Annotated in this window: 14 protein-coding genes; 1 reads left to right on the forward strand and 13 read right to left on the reverse strand. The window is 70.8% G+C overall.

All coding sequences use genetic code 11. From position 1 onward, the window contains the following. Window positions 1–132: 132 nt before the first annotated feature. On the forward strand, window positions 133–1,077 hold the full coding sequence (locus NGB36_RS12975; protein ID WP_255920378.1) for a hypothetical protein: 945 nt from the start codon (window positions 133–135) through the stop codon (window positions 1,075–1,077). Window positions 1,078–1,165: 88 nt separating this feature from the next. On the opposite strand, the gene NGB36_RS12980 is transcribed toward NGB36_RS12975, so the two are convergent. The 13 genes from NGB36_RS12980 to NGB36_RS13040 all read right to left on the reverse strand — a co-directional run bounded on the left by NGB36_RS12980 (window position 1,166) and on the right by NGB36_RS13040 (window position 16,480). Then, complete coding sequence (locus NGB36_RS12980; RefSeq protein WP_255920379.1) at window positions 1,166–2,626, reverse strand: glutamate synthase subunit beta; 1,461 nt, start codon at window positions 2,624–2,626, stop codon at window positions 1,166–1,168. Next, window positions 2,619–7,202, reverse strand: coding sequence for a glutamate synthase large subunit (gene gltB, locus NGB36_RS12985; RefSeq protein ID WP_255920380.1), 4,584 nt, complete (start codon window positions 7,200–7,202; stop codon window positions 2,619–2,621). The genes NGB36_RS12980 and gltB overlap by 8 nt, the downstream gene beginning before the upstream one ends. A 325-nt stretch (window positions 7,203–7,527) precedes the next feature. Next, complete coding sequence (locus NGB36_RS12990) at window positions 7,528–8,280, reverse strand: VIT1/CCC1 transporter family protein (protein ID WP_255920381.1); 753 nt, start codon at window positions 8,278–8,280, stop codon at window positions 7,528–7,530. 197 nt (window positions 8,281–8,477) lie between these two features. After that, the gene (gene lgt / locus NGB36_RS12995) at window positions 8,478–9,413 is read right to left on the reverse strand and encodes a prolipoprotein diacylglyceryl transferase (protein ID WP_255920382.1); all 936 of its coding nucleotides are present in this window, start codon (window positions 9,411–9,413) and stop codon (window positions 8,478–8,480) included. A gap of 45 nt (window positions 9,414–9,458) precedes the next feature. Beyond that, window positions 9,459–9,683, reverse strand: a complete 225-nt coding sequence (locus NGB36_RS13000; protein WP_255920383.1) for a hypothetical protein — start codon at window positions 9,681–9,683, stop codon at window positions 9,459–9,461. Window positions 9,684–9,766: 83 nt separating this feature from the next. Next, window positions 9,767–10,582, reverse strand: a complete 816-nt coding sequence (gene trpA, locus NGB36_RS13005; RefSeq protein WP_255920384.1) for a tryptophan synthase subunit alpha — start codon at window positions 10,580–10,582, stop codon at window positions 9,767–9,769. Beyond that, window positions 10,579–11,841, reverse strand: a complete 1,263-nt coding sequence (gene trpB, locus NGB36_RS13010; protein ID WP_255920385.1) for a tryptophan synthase subunit beta — start codon at window positions 11,839–11,841, stop codon at window positions 10,579–10,581. The genes trpA and trpB overlap by 4 nt, the downstream gene beginning before the upstream one ends. A gap of 229 nt (window positions 11,842–12,070) precedes the next feature. After that, entirely contained in the window at window positions 12,071–12,256 is a 186-nt protein-coding gene (gene trpM / locus NGB36_RS33420) for a tryptophan biosynthesis modulator TrpM (RefSeq protein ID WP_255920386.1), read from the reverse strand. A 4-nt stretch (window positions 12,257–12,260) separates the two neighbouring features. Beyond that, complete coding sequence (gene trpC / locus NGB36_RS13020; RefSeq protein ID WP_255920387.1) at window positions 12,261–13,070, reverse strand: indole-3-glycerol phosphate synthase TrpC; 810 nt, start codon at window positions 13,068–13,070, stop codon at window positions 12,261–12,263. A gap of 237 nt (window positions 13,071–13,307) precedes the next feature. Beyond that, window positions 13,308–13,769, reverse strand: a complete 462-nt coding sequence (locus NGB36_RS13025; protein ID WP_372509423.1) for a DUF2752 domain-containing protein — start codon at window positions 13,767–13,769, stop codon at window positions 13,308–13,310. Window positions 13,770–13,815: 46 nt separating this feature from the next. Next, on the reverse strand, window positions 13,816–14,049 hold the full coding sequence (locus NGB36_RS13030) for an HGxxPAAW family protein (protein ID WP_255920388.1): 234 nt from the start codon (window positions 14,047–14,049) through the stop codon (window positions 13,816–13,818). A 109-nt stretch (window positions 14,050–14,158) separates the two neighbouring features. Further along, window positions 14,159–14,872 carry a TIGR02234 family membrane protein gene (locus tag NGB36_RS13035; protein WP_372509424.1) on the reverse strand — a complete coding sequence of 238 codons (714 nt, stop codon included), beginning with the start codon at window positions 14,870–14,872 and terminating at the stop codon, window positions 14,159–14,161. A gap of 57 nt (window positions 14,873–14,929) precedes the next feature. After that, the gene (locus NGB36_RS13040) at window positions 14,930–16,480 is read right to left on the reverse strand and encodes an anthranilate synthase component I (protein ID WP_255920390.1); all 1,551 of its coding nucleotides are present in this window, start codon (window positions 16,478–16,480) and stop codon (window positions 14,930–14,932) included. Between the last annotated feature and the right edge of the window lie 9 nt (window positions 16,481–16,489).

Here is a 16,489-nt window from a genome sequence, read left to right on the forward strand (position 1 = left end):
AGCAGGGGGAGGCCGGCCGAGGAACGAGGCCGGTCGCGGAGCCTGGGAGCGGCGGAGAAGCGAGCAAAGAGTCCGGGGAGCCGGTGCCGGCGAGGGATGGACCGTACCCTCGTAAGCGAGGAGGGAGGCGCCGTGTCCCGTCAGGCCCCGTCCGCAGGGCGTCCCGTGGAGCGGGGCTTCCCGCACCTGGAGACGATCCACGCCTCACTCACCGCCCTGTACAAGCGCCTGTCGTACGACACGATCAGCACCTTCGCGGTGAGCGTCATGCCCGACGAGGTGCGCATACCGCCGGAGACCGACATCTACCTCGGCACCCAGCAGGTGGCCCACACGATCGTTCAGCACATGCACCTGCCGGACGCACGCGTGATCGTCGCGTTCCGCGACATGGTGCACGCCGCAAATGTGGAGCTGGCCGCGGGGCCCGAGTACTTCGTGGAGCTCAACGAGCGCTTCAAGTACGACCGCAGGGACATCGGTGCGGCCCTCGCGCACGAGATCATGCATGTGTATCTGCACCGGCTCGGCCTCGGCTTCCCCGGCACCCGCGACAACGAGATCCTCACCGACACCGCCGCCGCCTACCTCGGCACCGGCTGGCTGCTGCTCGACGCCTACCGTGAGGAGAGCAACGTACGCGGCGACCGGCTGGTGCGCTCGGCGTTCAAGCTCGGCTATCTCACCCCGGAGGAGTTCGGCTACGTCCTCGCCAAGCGGGCGCTCGTGTGGGGCGACGACATCGAGCCGTGGTTCACCAGCCCCGAGGCACGCGACTCCTACCGCACGGGGCTGCGGCGGGCCCATGAGGACCTGCGCCGGCCGCCACTGCTGCGGTCGGGCTGGGCGAGCCGCCGGCGCTATGTCGCAGACCGCCGCTTCGTGCAGTTGCAGCAGCGCACCGGAGCCGGGATGCCGCCCGAGGTGCACTCCGGTGGCTATGCCTTCGAGGGCAACTCCCAGCTACGGGTGTCGTTTCCGTGCCCCACCTGCCACCAGCGCATCCGGGTACCGGTGCGGGGGAGGCTGACGGCGCGCTGCACGTTGTGCCGCACCGAGTTGGAGTGCGACACGTAACGCGACGGCGCCTGCCCCCGGTCGGGGATGGGCAGACGCCGTCCATCCGTTCCGTACGTCTTTGTACGGCGGAGCACTTGATCGGCCGTCAGACCGCCAGGGCCCGGTCGGTCGGCCGGATCGGGGCGGGCAGAGCGCTTGCGCCCGTCAGGTAGCGGTCCACGGCGCGCGCCGCCGAGCGGCCCTCGGCGATCGCCCAGACGATGAGCGACTGACCGCGGCCCGCGTCACCGGCTACGAAGACGCCGTCGACGTTGGTGGTGAAGTCGGCGTCGCGGGCGACGTTTCCGCGTGCGTCGAGTTCCAGGCCGAGCTGGGCGACCAGGCCGTTGTCCTGGTCGGTGCCGGTGAAGCCCATGGCGAGCGTCACCAGCTGGGCCGGGATCTTCCGCTCGGTGCCGGGCTTCGGCTCGAACTTCCCGTCCTTGAACTCGACCTCGACCAGGTGCAGGAACTGGACGTTCCCGTCCTCGTCGCCCTCGAAGCGGGTGGTGTTGACCGCGTAGACGCGCTCGCCGCCCTCTTCGTGCGCGGAGGAGACCTTGTACGTCATCGGGTACGTCGGCCACGGCTGGTGGCCGGGCCGTTCGTCGGACGGCCGCGGCATGATCTCCAGCTGGGTGACGGAGGCCGCCCCCTGGCGGTGGGCGGTGCCCACGCAGTCCGCGCCGGTGTCGCCGCCGCCGATGACCACAACATGCTTGCCCTCAGCCGAAATCGGGGAGGCGACGTAGTCGCCCTCCTGGACCTTGTTGGCCAGCGGTAGGTACTCCATCGCCTGGTGGATGCCGTTCAGCTCGCGGCCCGGCACGGGCAGGTCGCGGGCGGTGGTGGCACCGGCGGCGATGACGACGGCGTCGTAGCGCTTGCGTAGCTTCGCACCGTCGATGTCCCGGCCGATCTCGACGCCGGTGCGGAACTTGGTGCCCTCCGCGCGCATCTGCTCGATGCGGCGGTTGATGTGCCGCTTCTCCATCTTGAACTCGGGGATGCCGTAGCGCAGCAGCCCGCCGATGCGGTCGGCACGCTCGTAGACGGCGACGGTGTGGCCGGCGCGCGTCAGCTGCTGGGCGGCGGCGAGCCCGGCCGGGCCGGAGCCGATCACGGCGACGGTCTTGCCCGAGAGCCGCTCGGGCGGCTGCGGGGTCACATCACCGGACTCCCACGCCTTGTCGACGATGGTGACCTCGACGTTCTTGATGGTCACCGGCGGCTGGTTGATGCCGAGCACGCAGGCCGCCTCACACGGAGCCGGGCACAACCGCCCGGTGAACTCCGGGAAGTTGTTGGTGGCGTGCAGCCGCTCGCTCGCCGCCTTCCAGTCGTCGCGGTAGGCGTAGTCGTTCCACTCGGGGATCAGGTTCCCCAGCGGACAGCCGTTGTGGCAGAAGGGGATGCCGCAGTCCATGCAGCGCCCCGCCTGCTTGCTGATGATCGGCAGCAGGGAGCCGGGAACGTAGACCTCGTTCCAGTCCTTGACCCGCTCCTCGACGGGCCGGGACGTGGCGACCTCACGCCCGGTGGTCAGGAAGCCCTTCGGGTCAGCCATGTGCCGCCTCCATCATCTTCTGAGTGGTCTCGGACTCCGAGAGTCCGGCTCGCTCGGCGGCGTCCTTGGCGGCGAGCACTGCCTTGTAGTCGCTCGGCATGATCTTGCCGAAGCGGTCGACGTTCGTGTCCCAGCGGGCGAGGAGCGCCTCGGCGACGGTGGACCCGGTCTCCTCGTGGTGGCGGCGCACCACGTCGTGCAGCCACCGCTTGTCGCTCTCCTCGAGCTCCTCGACGCCGACCATGCCGGTGTTGACGTTGTCCGGGTCGAGGTCGAGGACGTAGGCGATGCCGCCGGACATGCCGGCCGCGAAGTTGCGCCCGGTCTCGCCGAGCACCACCGCGCGTCCGCCGGTCATGTACTCGCAGCCGTGGTCGCCGACGCCCTCGGCCACCACCGTGGCACCGGAGTTGCGGACGCAGAAACGCTCGCCGACCCGGCCGCGCAGGAACATCTCACCGCCGGTGGCGCCGTACGCGAGGGTGTTGCCCGCGATGGTCGAGTACTCGGCGAGGTGATCCGCGCCGCGGTCCGGGCGGACGATGACGCGGCCGCCCGACAGGCCCTTGCCGACGTAGTCGTTGGCGTCGCCCTCCAGGCGCAGCGTGACGCCCTTGGGCACGAACGCGCCGAACGACTGGCCGGCGGAGCCGGTGAACGTGATGTCGATGGTGTCGTCGGGCAGGCCCGCGCCGCCGTACCGCTTGGTCACCTCGTGGCCGAGCATCGTTCCGACCGTGCGGTTGATGTTGCGGATCGGCAGCTGGGCGCGGACCGGCGCGCCGGTTTCCAGCGCGTCGGCGGCGAGCTTGATCAGCTCCTTGTCGAGCGCCTTCTCCAGGCCGTGGTCCTGGATGGTGACCTGGTGGCGGACGGCGCCCTCCGGCAGGTCCGGGACGTGCAGCAGCGGGGCGAGGTCGAGGCCCTGCGCCTTCCAGTGCTGCACGGCGCGGCTGGTGTCGATGAGCTCGGCGTGGCCGACGGCCTCCTCGATGGAGCGGAAGCCGAGCTCGGCGAGGAGCTCGCGGACCTCCTGCGCGATGAACTCGAAGAAGTTGACGACGAATTCGGCCTTGCCGTTGAAGCGCTCGCGCAGCACCGGGTTCTGGGTGGCGATGCCGACCGGGCAGGTGTCCAGGTGGCACACGCGCATCATCACGCAGCCGGAGACCACCAGCGGTGCGGTGGCGAAGCCGAACTCCTCGGCGCCGAGCAGCGCGGCGATGACCACGTCACGGCCGGTCTTCAGCTGGCCGTCGGTCTGCACGACGATGCGGTCGCGCAGGCCGTTGAGCAGCAGCGTCTGCTGGGTCTCGGCGAGGCCGAGCTCCCAGGGGCCGCCGGCGTGCTTGAGCGAGGTGAGCGGGGAGGCGCCGGTGCCGCCGTCGTGGCCCGAGATGAGCACGACGTCGGCATGGGCCTTGCTCACGCCCGCCGCGACCGTGCCGACGCCGACCTCGGAGACCAGCTTCACGTGGATGCGGGCCTGAGGGTTGGCGTTCTTCAGGTCGTGGATGAGCTGGGCGAGGTCCTCGATCGAGTAGATGTCGTGGTGCGGCGGCGGGGAGATCAGGCCCACGCCCGGTGTGGAGTGCCGGGTCTTGGCCACCCACGGGTACACCTTGTGGCCGGGCAGCTGGCCGCCCTCGCCGGGCTTGGCGCCCTGCGCCATCTTGATCTGGATGTCGTCGGCGTTGACGAGGTACTCGCTGGTGACGCCGAAGCGGCCGGAGGCGACCTGCTTGATGGCGCTGCGTCGGGACGGGTCGTAGAGGCGGTCCGGGTCCTCGCCGCCCTCACCGGTGTTGGACTTGCCGCCCAGCTGGTTCATGGCGACGGCGAGGGTCTCGTGCGCCTCGCGGCTGATCGAGCCGTACGACATCGCACCGGTGGAGAATCGCTTGACGATCTCGGAGACCGGCTCGACCTCCTCGATCGGGACGGCCGGCCGCTCGCCGGCCTTGAGGTTGAACAGGCCGCGCAGCGTCATCAGCCGCTCGGACTGCTCGTTGACCCGGTCGGTGTACTTCTTGAAGATGTCGTAGCGGCGCGAGCGCGTGGCGTGCTGCAGCCGGAAGACCGTCTCGGGGTCGAACAGGTGCGGCTCGCCTTCGCGGCGCCACTGGTACTCGCCGCCGATCTCCAGGCGTCGGTGGGCCGCGGCGATCCCGGAGGCCGGGTACGCCTTGGCGTGGCGCGCGGCGACCTCGTCGGCGATGACGTCGATGCCGACACCGCCGATCTTGGTGGTGGTGCCGTGGAAGTAGGTGTCGACGAACGAGGCGTCGAGGCCGATCGCCTCGAAGACCTGGGCGCCGCGATAGGAGGCGACGGTGGAGATGCCCATCTTGGACATCACCTTCAGCACGCCCTTGCCCAGTGCCTTGATGAGGTTCTTGATCGCTGCCTCGGCCTCGATCCCGTCGAGGAAGGTGCCGGCGCGCACCAGGTCCTCGACCGACTCCATGGCCAGGTACGGGTTGACGGCGGCCGCGCCGTAGCCGACGAGCAGCGCGACGTGGTGCACCTCGCGCACGTCACCGGCCTCGACGAGCAGGCCGACCTGGGTCCGCGTCTTGGTGCGGATCAGGTGGTGGTGGACGGCGGAGGTGAGCAGCAGCGAGGGGATCGGCGCGTGCTCGGCGTCCGAGTGACGGTCGGAGAGCACGATGAGGCGGGCGCCGTCCTCTATGGCGGCGTCGGCCTCGGCGCAGATCTCGGCGAGCCGCGCGGACAGCGCCTCGCCGCCGCCGCTGACCCGGTACAGGCCGGAGAGCGTGGCGGCCTTCAGGCCGGGCATGTCGCCGTCGGCGTTGATGTGGATGAGCTTGGCCAGCTCGTCGTTGTCGATCACCGGGAACGGCAGGGTGACGTTGCGGCAGGAGGCCGGGCTCGGCTCCAGCAGGTTGCCCTGCGGGCCGACCGCGGAGATCAGCGAGGTGACCAGTTCCTCGCGGATGGCATCCAGCGGCGGGTTGGTCACCTGCGCGAACAGCTGGGTGAAGTAGTCGAACAGCAGCCGCGGGCGCTCCGAGAGCGCGGCCATCGGCGAGTCGGTGCCCATCGAGCCGATCGGCTCGGCGCCCGCCTTGGCCATCGGCGCGAGGATGACGCGCAGTTCCTCCTCGGTGTAGCCGAAGGTCTGCTGGCGGCGGGTGACCGAGGCGTGGGTGTGCACGATGTGCTCGCGCTCGGGGAGGTCCTTGAGGTGGATGAGCCCGGCGTCGAGCCACTCGCCGTACGGCTTCTCGGCGGCGAGCTCGGCCTTGATCTCGTCGTCCTCGATGATCCGGTGCTGGGCGGTGTCGACCAGGAACATCCGGCCCGGCTGCAGGCGGCCCTTGCGGACCACCTTGCCGGGGGCGATGTCGAGGACGCCAACCTCGGAGGAGAGCACGACGAGGCCGTCGTCGGTGACCCAGTAGCGGCCGGGGCGCAGGCCGTTGCGGTCGAGCACGGCGCCGACAAGGGTGCCGTCGGTGAAGGTGACGCAGGCCGGGCCGTCCCAGGGCTCCATCATCGTGGAGTGGTACTGGTAGAAGGCGCGCCGGGCCGGGTCCATGGATTCGCTGAGAGTGGGGCTCTCCCACGCCTCGGGGATCATCATCAGCACGCTGTGCGGCAGCGAGCGGCCGCCGAGGTGCAGCAGCTCCAGCACCTCGTCGAAGGAGGCGGAGTCCGAGGCGCCCGGGGTGCAGATGGGGAAGATCCGCTCCAGGTCGCCCTTGATCAGCTCGGAGGCCAGCTGCGACTCGCGGGCACGCATCCAGTTGCGGTTGCCCTGGACGGTGTTGATCTCACCGTTGTGGGCGACGAACCGGTACGGGTGGGCCAGCGGCCAGCTGGGGAAGGTGTTGGTCGAGAAGCGCGAGTGGACGAGCGCGATCGCGGTGGCGAACCGCCGGTCGGACAGGTCCGGGAAGAACGGCTCCAGCTGCCCGGTGGTGAGCATGCCCTTGTAGACGATGGTGCGTGCGGACAGCGACGGGAAGTAGACGTCGACCTCCCGCTCGGCGCGCTTGCGCAGCACGAAGGCGCGCCTGTCGAGCTCGATGCCCTCCCGCTCGCCGGTCGCGTCGGCGACGAAGAGCTGGGAGAAGTAGGGCATCGTCGAGCGTGCGGTGGCGCCGAGCAGCTCGGGTGCGACGGGGACCTCGCGCCAGCCGAGGACCTGCAGGTTCTCCTCGGAGGCGATCCGCTCGACCGCGTCGAGGGCCTTGGCGCGGGCCTCGTCGTCCACCGGCAGGAAGCCGATGCCGACGGCGTAGCGGCCGGCCGCCGGGAGTTCGAAGTCGGTCACCTCATGCAGGAATGCGTCCGGAATCTGGAGCAGGATGCCCGCGCCGTCGCCGGAGTCCGGCTCGGAGCCGGTGGCGCCGCGGTGCTCCAGATTCCGCAGGACGGTCAGCGCCTGCTCCACGAGCGCGTGGCCTGCCTCGCCGGTGAGGTCTGCCACGAAGCCGACGCCGCAGGCGTCGTGCTCGTTGCGGGGGTCGTACATCCCCTGCGGGGCGGGACGCCCGTCCATGTGGGCCCAGCTGGCGCCGGGCTCGGAGTGCGTGGACGCGATCCGCATCGGCTCTCCCGTCGTCGTGGCTCTGTAGTGCCGGAAAGCACTGTGTGCCGGAACTGTGGAAACTGTCACGGCGCAACAGGGACGACGCTGGCCCTCTGCGATTTCGTGCAGGTTACATGATGACCGAGATCCCGAGAAGTGGATATCGGCTCTCACCATGTGGACTATGAGGTGTGCGACATGACCTGGACGGACCCGCGTCGCCCCGTGACAAGCGGGCGACACTGCCCGCAGCGTTACCCACTGATGCCCCGCCGCAAGCGCCCCGAAACGCACGGGTAACAAAAACGTCTGGGAGCGGTTGGGAGGGCTGCGGGCCCGCGACTCAGGAGACGGCGGTGCCGAACAAAGTGCCCAGAAGGAACGTAACGCCTGCGGCGGCCCCTCCCAAGACTAGCTGGCGAAGACCGCTGAACCACCACGAACGGGCGGTGACCCTGGCCACCACCGCACCGCACCCGAAAAGACCGATCAGGGCGAGTAGCAGCGCAGGCCACAGGCTGTGGGCCCCCAGCAGGTACGGCAGCACCGGCAGCAGCGCCCCGGCCGCGAACGAACCGAACGACGAGACGGCGGCGACCACCGGGGACGGCAGGTCGGACGGGTCCACCCCCAGCTCCTCGCGGGCGTGTATCTCCAGCGCCTTGTGCGGGTCGGTCGACAGCTGGCGTGCGACCTCGGCGGCCAGCTCGGGCTCGACGCCCCGCGCCTCGTAGAGCGCCGCGAGCTCGCGCTGCTCGTCGTGCGGGTTGCGGTGCAGCTCGCGCAGCTCCACCGCCAGCTCCGCCTCGACCAGCTCGCGCTGGGACGCCACCGAGGTGTACTCCCCCGCGGCCATGGAGAACGCGCCCGCCGCGAGTCCGACCAGGCCCGTGATCACGATGGTGCGCGTCGCGACATGGCCGCCCGCGACACCGGTGATCAGCGCCAGGTTGGACACCAGGCCGTCCATCGCCCCGAAGACCGCAGGACGGAGCCAGCCACCGTTGACGTCGCGGTGGCTGTGGTGGCTCACATGGAAGTCCAGAATGTTGGCATCGCTCCCGGCGTCCTCAGTGTTCTCAACGGCCGTGGACATGATCTATGGCTCCTTCCGGGCCGGGGTTCGCATTCCCGGCTCGCCTCCCCGACAGGTCGAAGATAAGCACGAGAGCGAGATCGCTGCCAGCAAGGAAAGCCTCTCCGAAGTGCGGAAACGACGACCGCCGGGCCCTTGTGGGGCCCGGCGGTGGTGGCTTCGTACAAGCCCGGTGCGGCCTTGGTACGACCGGCCGCTCAGGGTTTGTTGGACGCCCCTGCGTCGGCTTCCTCCTGCCCGGCACGGCTGTCGGAGCCTTCCTCCTCCTCGGCGTCCGGCCCGGTGCTCGCCGTGTCCGATCCGACCGCAGCCGGCTCGACCACGGTCTCGCGGCCCGGACGGCGCTTCGCGGAGATGACGATGTAGAGCACCGCGAGGACGAAGACGACGATCGAGGTCCAGTCGTTCAGCCGCAGGCCGAGGATGTGGTGGGCATAGTCGACGCGCATGTGCTCGATCCAGAACCGCCCGACGGTGTACGCGGCCGCGTACACCGCGAACGCCCGGCCGTGCCCGAGCTTGAACCTGCGATCCGCCCAGATCACCACGACGGCGACGATGCAGATGTCCCACAGCGATTCGTAGAGGAAGGTCGGCTGGTACAGGCCGATGTCCGGTGTGGCGAGCGGACGGTGCGCGGGGTCGATCTCGAGTGCCCACGGCAGGTGGGTGGGGCTGCCGTACAGCTCCTGGTTGAACCAGTTGCCCCAACGGCCGATGCCCTGCGCGATGGCGACACCGGGTGCCACGGCGTCCGCGTACGCGGGCAGCGGAATGCCCCGGCGACGGCAGCCGATCCACGCCCCGACGGCGCCGAGGGCGACCGCGCCCCAGATGCCGAGCCCTCCGTCCCAGACCTTGAAGGCGTTGACCCAGTCGCGGCCCGGCCCGAAGTAGAGCTCGTAGTCGGTGATGACGTGGTAGAGCCGCCCGCCGACCAGTCCGAACGGCACGGCCCAGACAGCGATGTCGGCGACGGTGGTCTTCTGGCCGCCACGGGCGGCCCAGCGCTTCCCGCCCAGCCAGACGGCGACGAAGACGCCGATGATGATGCAGAAGGCGTACCCGCGCAGCGGAATGGGGCCGAGGTAGAGCACGCCCCTCGACGGGCTGGGGATGTATGCGAGGTCCATGACGATGACGACGCTACCGCGCGCGGGCGGCCGCGTGGCAATCGGCTAGGCCATGGGTCGGTAAATCGGGCCGGTAAATCGCCCCTCAGGGGCCCCGGAGCTCTCCCGTTCGTCGCTCATGACGATGCTGATCGCCGCGATGACCACCAGCAGGACGAGGACGACCGACGCCAGCAGCCCGGTTCTGCGGCGCCTGGCAAGCACCCTCTCGCGCAGCTCGCGCTCGCGCTCCGCACGCTCCCGTGCGCGGTCGTGGTCGTTCCGGCTCACCCCCCGATTAACCCTCCGGAAGACGGCCCGGGACGCGGCTTCCCGCGCACCGGGCCGCCCATTCGCCCGAAGGGATCAACGGTTCAGCCGCGCTTGCGGACGCCTTGGGCCAGTTCCGCGGCGAGTGCGCGGATGCTGTCGAGACCGGAGGGCGTGTCGCGGGCGTCGAGCATCCGTTTGACGAATGCGGAGCCGACGATGACCCCGTCCGCGAAGCCGGCCACCTCGGCCGCCTGCTCGGCGTTGGAGACCCCGAGCCCGACGCACACCGGCAGTTCGGTGGTGGCGCGCGTACGCCGTACCAGGTCGGCGGCCTGCGCCCCGACCGACTCCCGCGTGCCGGTGACGCCCATCAGCGAAGCGGCGTAGACAAAGCCCGAGCCGGCCGCGGTGATGGTGGCCAGCCGCTCGTCGCGGCTGGACGGCGCGACGACGAAGACCGTGGCCAGGCCGTGACGCTCGGCGGCCTTCCGCCACACTTCGGACTCCTGCACCGGCAGGTCGGGCAGGATGCAGCCCGCTCCGCCGGCCTCGGCGAGATCGGCGGCGAAACGCTCGGGCCCGTAGTGGTCGACCGGGTTCCAGTAGGTCATCACCAGCACCGGCGCACCGGTGGCGGCGTGCACCTGCCGCACCGTCTCCACCACGTCCACGATCTTCACGCCGCCGCGCAGCGCGATGTCGTCTGCGGTCTGGATCACCGGACCGTCCAGCACCGGGTCGCTGTGCGGCAGGCCGATCTCGACGATGTCGCAGCCGCCCTCGATGATCGCCACCGCCGCGGCCACTGCGTCGGTGACGGTCGGGAAACCGGCCGGCAGATAGCCGACGAGCGCGGCCCGGCCCCCGGCCTTCGCCGCCGCCAACGACCGCTCCAACAGCTCGATGGTGCCGCTCACTTCGCCTCCACCCCTTCCTGCCCATCGGCCGGCTCGTTGTCGTACAGCCCGAAGTAGCGGGCCGCGGTGTCCATGTCCTTGTCGCCGCGCCCGGAGAGGTTGACCAGGATCAGGCCGTCCCTGCCGAGCTCACGACCGAGTTCGAGCGCGCCGGCCAGCGCGTGGGCGGACTCGATCGCCGGGATGATGCCCTCGGTCCGCGACAGCAGCCGCAACGCCTGCATCGCCTCGTCATCGGTGACCGGCCGGTACTCCGCCCGCCCGGTGTCCTTCAGATACGAGTGCTCCGGCCCGATCCCCGGATAGTCCAGCCCCGCCGAGATCGAGTACGGCTCGGTGATCTGACCGTCCTCGTCCTGCAGCACATACGACCGCGAACCGTGCAGGATGCCCGGGTCACCGGCGGTCAACGTCGCCGCATGCTCCCCGGAGGCCACCCCGCGCCCGGCCGCCTCCAGACCGACCAGCCGCACCCCCTCGTCCCCCAGGAACGCATGGAAGATCCCGATGGCGTTCGAGCCGCCGCCGACACACGCGGTGACCGCGTCCGGCAACCGGCCCGTGCGCTCCAGGATCTGGCGGCGCGCCTCGACACCGATGACCCGGTGGAAGTCACGCACCAGCGCCGGGAACGGGTGCGGGCCCGCAGCGGTGCCGAACAGGTAGTGCGTATGGTCGACGTTGGCGACCCAGTCACGGAACGCCTCATTGATGGCGTCCTTCAACGTCCGGCTGCCCGAGGTCACCGAGACGACCTCCGCGCCGAGCATCCGCATCCGCGCGACGTTGAGCGCCTGCCGCCGGGTGTCCACCTCGCCCATGTAGACGGTGCACTCCAGACCGAACAACGCACAGGCGGTGGCGGTGGCCACGCCGTGCTGCCCCGCGCCGGTCTCGGCGATCACCCGCGTCTTGCCCATCCGCTTGGTCAGCAGCGCCTGACCCAGCACATTGTTGATCTTGTGCGAGCCGGTGTGGTTCAAATCCTCACGCTTGAGGAAGACCCGTGCACCCCCCGCATGCTCGGCAAACCGCCTGACCTCCGTCAACGCGCTCGGCCGGCCGGCGTAATTCACCAGCAGATCAGACAGCTCCGCAGCGAAAGCAGGATCCGTCCTCGCCTTCTCGTACTCGGCGGCGACCTCATCAACGGCGGCAACGAGCGCCTCCGGGATGAACTTCCCGCCGTATGCGCCGAAATACCCCTCGGCACTGGGGACCCGACCCTCCGGGTCCGGGATGAACAAGTCGGTGGACATCCGGTCAACTCCTCGACGAGGCCCGTTCGCCCCGTGCGTCGTCATGATCAGCGTCTGCTGTGGTCCGGTTCCCGGTGATTGCGACACTAGCCCGCACGGCACGCCTGCGCGGCGCGCACCGACGCGCGCCGCGTGCGTCCGCTCCCGCCGGACGACCCGGGCGGGATGCGCCGGACGCGGCCATCCGCATGCTGCACAGCAGCCGCCCCTGCCGGGACGGAGCCGCACGTCAGGCCGTTGTCGCCTCGCGGCGCCATCGCCTGCCGTTCACCTGGCCGGGTTCGCAGCCGATCACGTAGCGCACGCGGCGTCCCAGCACGCGACGCGCGGGCGCACGGCAGCCACGCGGCCGGCAGCCGCGCCGCAGGGGCGCATGGGCGTGCCGGTCGGTGTCAGGGCAGACGGAACGGGCCACGGCGTCAGTCCCTGCCGTGGCGCAGGGCCGGGTGGGCACCCGCGGCGACCAGGTCGGCCACCGCCGCCTTCGGGTCACGGCCGGTGACCAGCGACTCGCCCACCAGGACCGCATCGGCGCCGTCGTTGGCATAGGCGATCAGGTCGTGCGGCCCCCGCACACCCGATTCGGCGACCTTCACGATGCGGTCGGGGATCTCCGGGGCCACCCGCGCGAACGCACCCCGGTCGACTTCGAGGGTCTTCAGGTCACGCGCGTTGACACCGATGACCTTCGCCCCGGCCGCCACCGCCCGGTCGACCTCCTCCTCGTCGTGCACCTCCACCAACGGCGTCAGACCGATCGATTCGGCACGCTCGACCAGCGAGACCAGTGCCTCCTGGTCCAAGGCCGCAACGATCAGCAGCGCCAGGTCCGCACCGTAGGCACGCGCCTCCCACAGCTGATACGAGGTGACGATGAAGTCCTTGCGCAGCACCGGGATGTTGACCTTGGCCCGGACCGCTTCCAGGTCGGCGAGCGAGCCGCCGAAGCGCCGCTGCTCGGTCAGCACACTGATCACCGCCGCGCCACCCGCCTCGTAGTCCGCGGCGAGCCCGGCCGGATCCGCGATCGCGGCCAGCGCACCCTTGCTCGGACTGGACCGCTTGACCTCGCAGATCACCTTGACGCCCTCGCCGCGCAGCGCCGCAACGCCATCCTTGGCCGCGGGAGCCTTGCCGGCCCGCTCCTTGAGCTCATCGAGGGATACCCGCGCCTGCCGCTCAGCAAGGTCGGCACGGACTCCATCGATGATCTCATCGAGCACACTCACGCGAGCGGTCCCCTTCCGGGCTGGTGGTGACGTAGCGGTTCCGACAACGCAGGTTCCGACAACGAACGGGCGGATCCGTGCTGCTCAGGTAGTGCGATGGTAGCCGCCGGAGGGCCGGGATCCGTCATCCGGTGGCCACGGTCCCACTTCGTGGACACGTGGCGACTTATCACCACATACATCCAATACAGCCGATACAGCCGGTCACGGCCACCCGGGCAGCGACCGCGGGCGCCTCTACGGTGCCAGGGCCGCGCCGAACGGCACATTCCGCACGACGGTGAAGATCAGGACGACCGCACCGAGTCCCCACCACACCGCCCGTGGCACCTGGATCCGCTGCGGGCGGCCACGCACCTCGCGGGAGAGCCAGAGGACCCAGAGCACCGCGGCGGCGCCGTACCCGATGACCGCGAGCACGTTGTCGTGGACCGCGGCGCCGAACTGGCCGTGCGCGACGGCATAGGCGCTGCGCAGACCGCCGCAGGCGGGGCAGTACCAGCCCGTCAGGTACAGGAACGGGCAGACCGGGTAGTGGCCCGGGTGGTTCGGATTGACCGTCGCAACGTACGCCCACGCCGCCGCCACCCCGGCGAGTGCGCCCAGCGGTGTGGCCGCCCGGCGCAGCACCGAGCCGTGCGGCGGCTCCGGCGGGGCTGCGGCGAAAGCGGGACCGGGATTGGGCGGCGTCGGCGACACGTGTCGATTCTCCCCCCTGATCGAAGCCTCCGGCAGGCCCGGCGGGTCAGTTGCCGCCGGCCGTACCCGTCGCGCGGGCCTTCTCGGGCAGCGGCTGGCCGAGGCCCATCTGCCGCATGACCATGCCCACGATGCCGCCGAGGGCAACCACGACAAGCCCGGCCCAGAAGCCGACCGGCTCCGCAGCCACCACAAAGACCGACGAGATGCAAAAGCCGATGAAGGCGATGGTGACCCCGGTCCAGGCGGCCGGGGTGTGTCCGTGGTGGTTTCCCGCCATGAGTGCTCCTTGAAATTCCGCTCTGCGCCGACTGGGTGGCGCGCGACACTTCCACCATTGTCACCCGGCCCCGGAACGCCTCGTCCCCGGGGCCCCTGAGATCTTGGCCTCAGAGGCGGTCGGTGGGGTCCTCGCCGCGGTCGAGAGCCTTCCACATCTCCTCCGGGCGCTCCGGGTCGGGTGTGCTCCGGGGGCTGCGGGTCTTGCCGGCCGCGCCGCCGCCCCGCTCGTAGCGTGCGGACATCGCAGGCCAGTGCGCGCCGCGCGCGAGGGCGAGCAGCCCGGCGGCCAGCAGCAGCACGCCGCCGAACACCGCAACCCACGGCCAGCCGGTGTGCGCGATGTGCTGGACGGTCGTACCGCTCAGCCCGCTCGCCTTGGCGGCGGCCGCATCGAGCGCGCTGGTGTCGCCCGCTCCGGCCGCGGCGGAGGCGATGGTGCCGGCGCCGCACAGCGCGAGCAGGAGGCAGACCACGAGCCGCCCCGCACGGCGTACGGCGAAGACGGCGACGAGTGCAGCAAGGCCGACCAGGGCGAGCGCGTCGGGAAGTCCGGTGACGGCCTTGCCGGTCGCGGTGACCTGCAGCTGTCCGCCCGCCGAGGCGGCGGCGCCGATCGTCCAGGTCCTGCCCGCGGCGAGGAGGACGAGTGCGGAGCCCGCGGCGCCCAGCAGCAACGCCGCGGCCAGGCTGCGGCGGCCGGATCCGCGGCTGCGGGAGGTTCCTGCTTCGGGTCCTGCTTCGGGTCCTGCTTCGGGTCCTGCTTCGGGTCCGTCAGCGGATCCTTCGGCGGAACGGGGCTGGGGAACGGCGGCGGCACTCACGCCCTCCACTATCGCAACTGCCCTGCCCGCGTTCGCGTGCGGGGCCCGAGTGCGTGCTCAGACCGCGCCGGGACGGGATGCGCCGCCGAGCCGGTTCGCCGTGGCGACCGCCCGCAGCACCGCCGCCGCCTTGTTGCGGCATTCGGTGTCCTCGGCCACCGGATCGGAGTCCGCGACGATGCCCGCGCCCGCTTGGACGTACGCCGTGCCGTCCCGCAGCAGCGCGGTGCGGATCGCGATCGCGGTGTCGGAGTCACCGGCGAAGTCCAGATAGCCGACGGCGCCGCCGTACACACCGCGCCTGGTCGGCTCCAGCTCGTCGATGATCTGCATGGCCCGCGGCTTGGGCGCGCCCGACAGGGTGCCGGCGGGGAAGCACGCGGTCAGCACGTCGAAGGCGGTGCGGCCCCCGCCGACCGTTCCGGTGACGGTGGAGACGATGTGCATCACATGGCTGTAGCGCTCGATGGACATGAAGTCCACGACCTCGACGCTGCCCGGCTCGCACACCCGCCCGAGGTCGTTGCGGCCGAGGTCGACGAGCATCAGGTGCTCGGCGCGCTCCTTGGGGTCGGCGAGAAGCTCGTCGGCGAGCGCCTGGTCCTCCTGGGGGGTGGCGCCGCGCGGCCGCGTCCCGGCGATGGGGTGCACCATCGCCCGGCCGTCCTCGACCTTGACCAGCGCCTCGGGAGAGGAGCCGACGACGTCGAAGACGCCTCCGTCCGCGCTGGGGAACCGCAGCAGGTACATGTACGGGCTCGGGTTGGTGGCGCGCAGCACGCGGTACACGTCGAGGGCGCTCGCCGGGCAGGGCGTCTCGAACCTCTGCGAGGGCACCACCTGGAACGCCTCGCCCGCCCGGATCCGCTCCTTGATGTCCTCGACCGCCTCCTGGAAAGCCGGGCCGCCCCACAGCGGGCTGAACTCCGGCAGCTGAGGCGGCGGCAGCTCGCACGCCGTCGTGTCGAGCGGGCGGGCGAGGTCGGCGGCCATGGCGTCGAGCCGGGCTACGGCGTCGGCGTACGCCTCGTCGACGCCGGTGTCCAGGTCGTTGTGGTTGATCGCGTTGGCGATCAGCAGCACGGTGCCGTCCCAGTGGTCGAGCACCGCGAGGTCGGAGGTGAGCAGCATCGTCAGCTCGGGCAGGTGCAAGTCGTCCTTGCCGTGGTCGCCGATGCGTTCGAGGCGGCGTACGACGTCGTAGCCCAGGTAGCCGACCATGCCGCCGGTGAACGGCGGCAGGGCGCCTGCGGAGTGCAGGTCGCGCGGGGTGTGCAGGGTCTCGACGGTGGCGCGCAGCGCCTTCAGCGGATCACCGTCGATGGGTACACCGATCGGCGGGGTCCCCAGCCAGTGCGCCTTCCCGTCCCGCTCCGTGAGCGCCGCGGAGCTGTGCACGCCGACGAAGGAGTAGCGCGACCAGGAACGGCCGTTCTCTGCGGACTCCAGCAGGAAGGTGCCCGGCCGCTCGGCGGCGAGTTTGCGGTAGAGCCCGATCGGTGTGTCACCGTCGGCGAGCAGCCGCCGGGTGACCGGGATGACTCGGCGGTCCCTGGCCAGGGCGCGGAATCCTGCAAGGTCGGGGGATGCGGTTCCCGTCGTCGTCATGGCAGCGCA

The sequence above is a fragment of the Streptomyces humicola genome (assembly GCF_024436035.1).
Classification (GTDB): domain Bacteria; phylum Actinomycetota; class Actinomycetes; order Streptomycetales; family Streptomycetaceae; genus Streptantibioticus_B; species Streptantibioticus_B humicola.

Excerpts from the sequence above, each read along its gene's own strand:
- NGB36_RS12980 (WP_255920379.1), bottom strand. The coding sequence starts at position 2,626 with ATGGCTGACCCGAAGGGCTTCCTGACCACCGGGCGTGAGGTCGCCACG.
- gltB (WP_255920380.1), bottom strand. The coding sequence starts at position 7,202 with ATGCGGATCGCGTCCACGCACTCCGAGCCCGGCGCCAGCTGGGCCCAC.
- NGB36_RS12990 (WP_255920381.1), bottom strand. The coding sequence starts at position 8,280 with ATGTCCACGGCCGTTGAGAACACTGAGGACGCCGGGAGCGATGCCAAC.
- lgt (WP_255920382.1), bottom strand. The coding sequence starts at position 9,413 with ATGGACCTCGCATACATCCCCAGCCCGTCGAGGGGCGTGCTCTACCTC.
- trpB (WP_255920385.1), bottom strand. The coding sequence starts at position 11,841 with ATGTCCACCGACTTGTTCATCCCGGACCCGGAGGGTCGGGTCCCCAGT.
- NGB36_RS13030 (WP_255920388.1), bottom strand. The coding sequence starts at position 14,049 with ATGGCGGGAAACCACCACGGACACACCCCGGCCGCCTGGACCGGGGTC.
- NGB36_RS13040 (WP_255920390.1), bottom strand. The coding sequence starts at position 16,480 with ATGACGACGACGGGAACCGCATCCCCCGACCTTGCAGGATTCCGCGCC.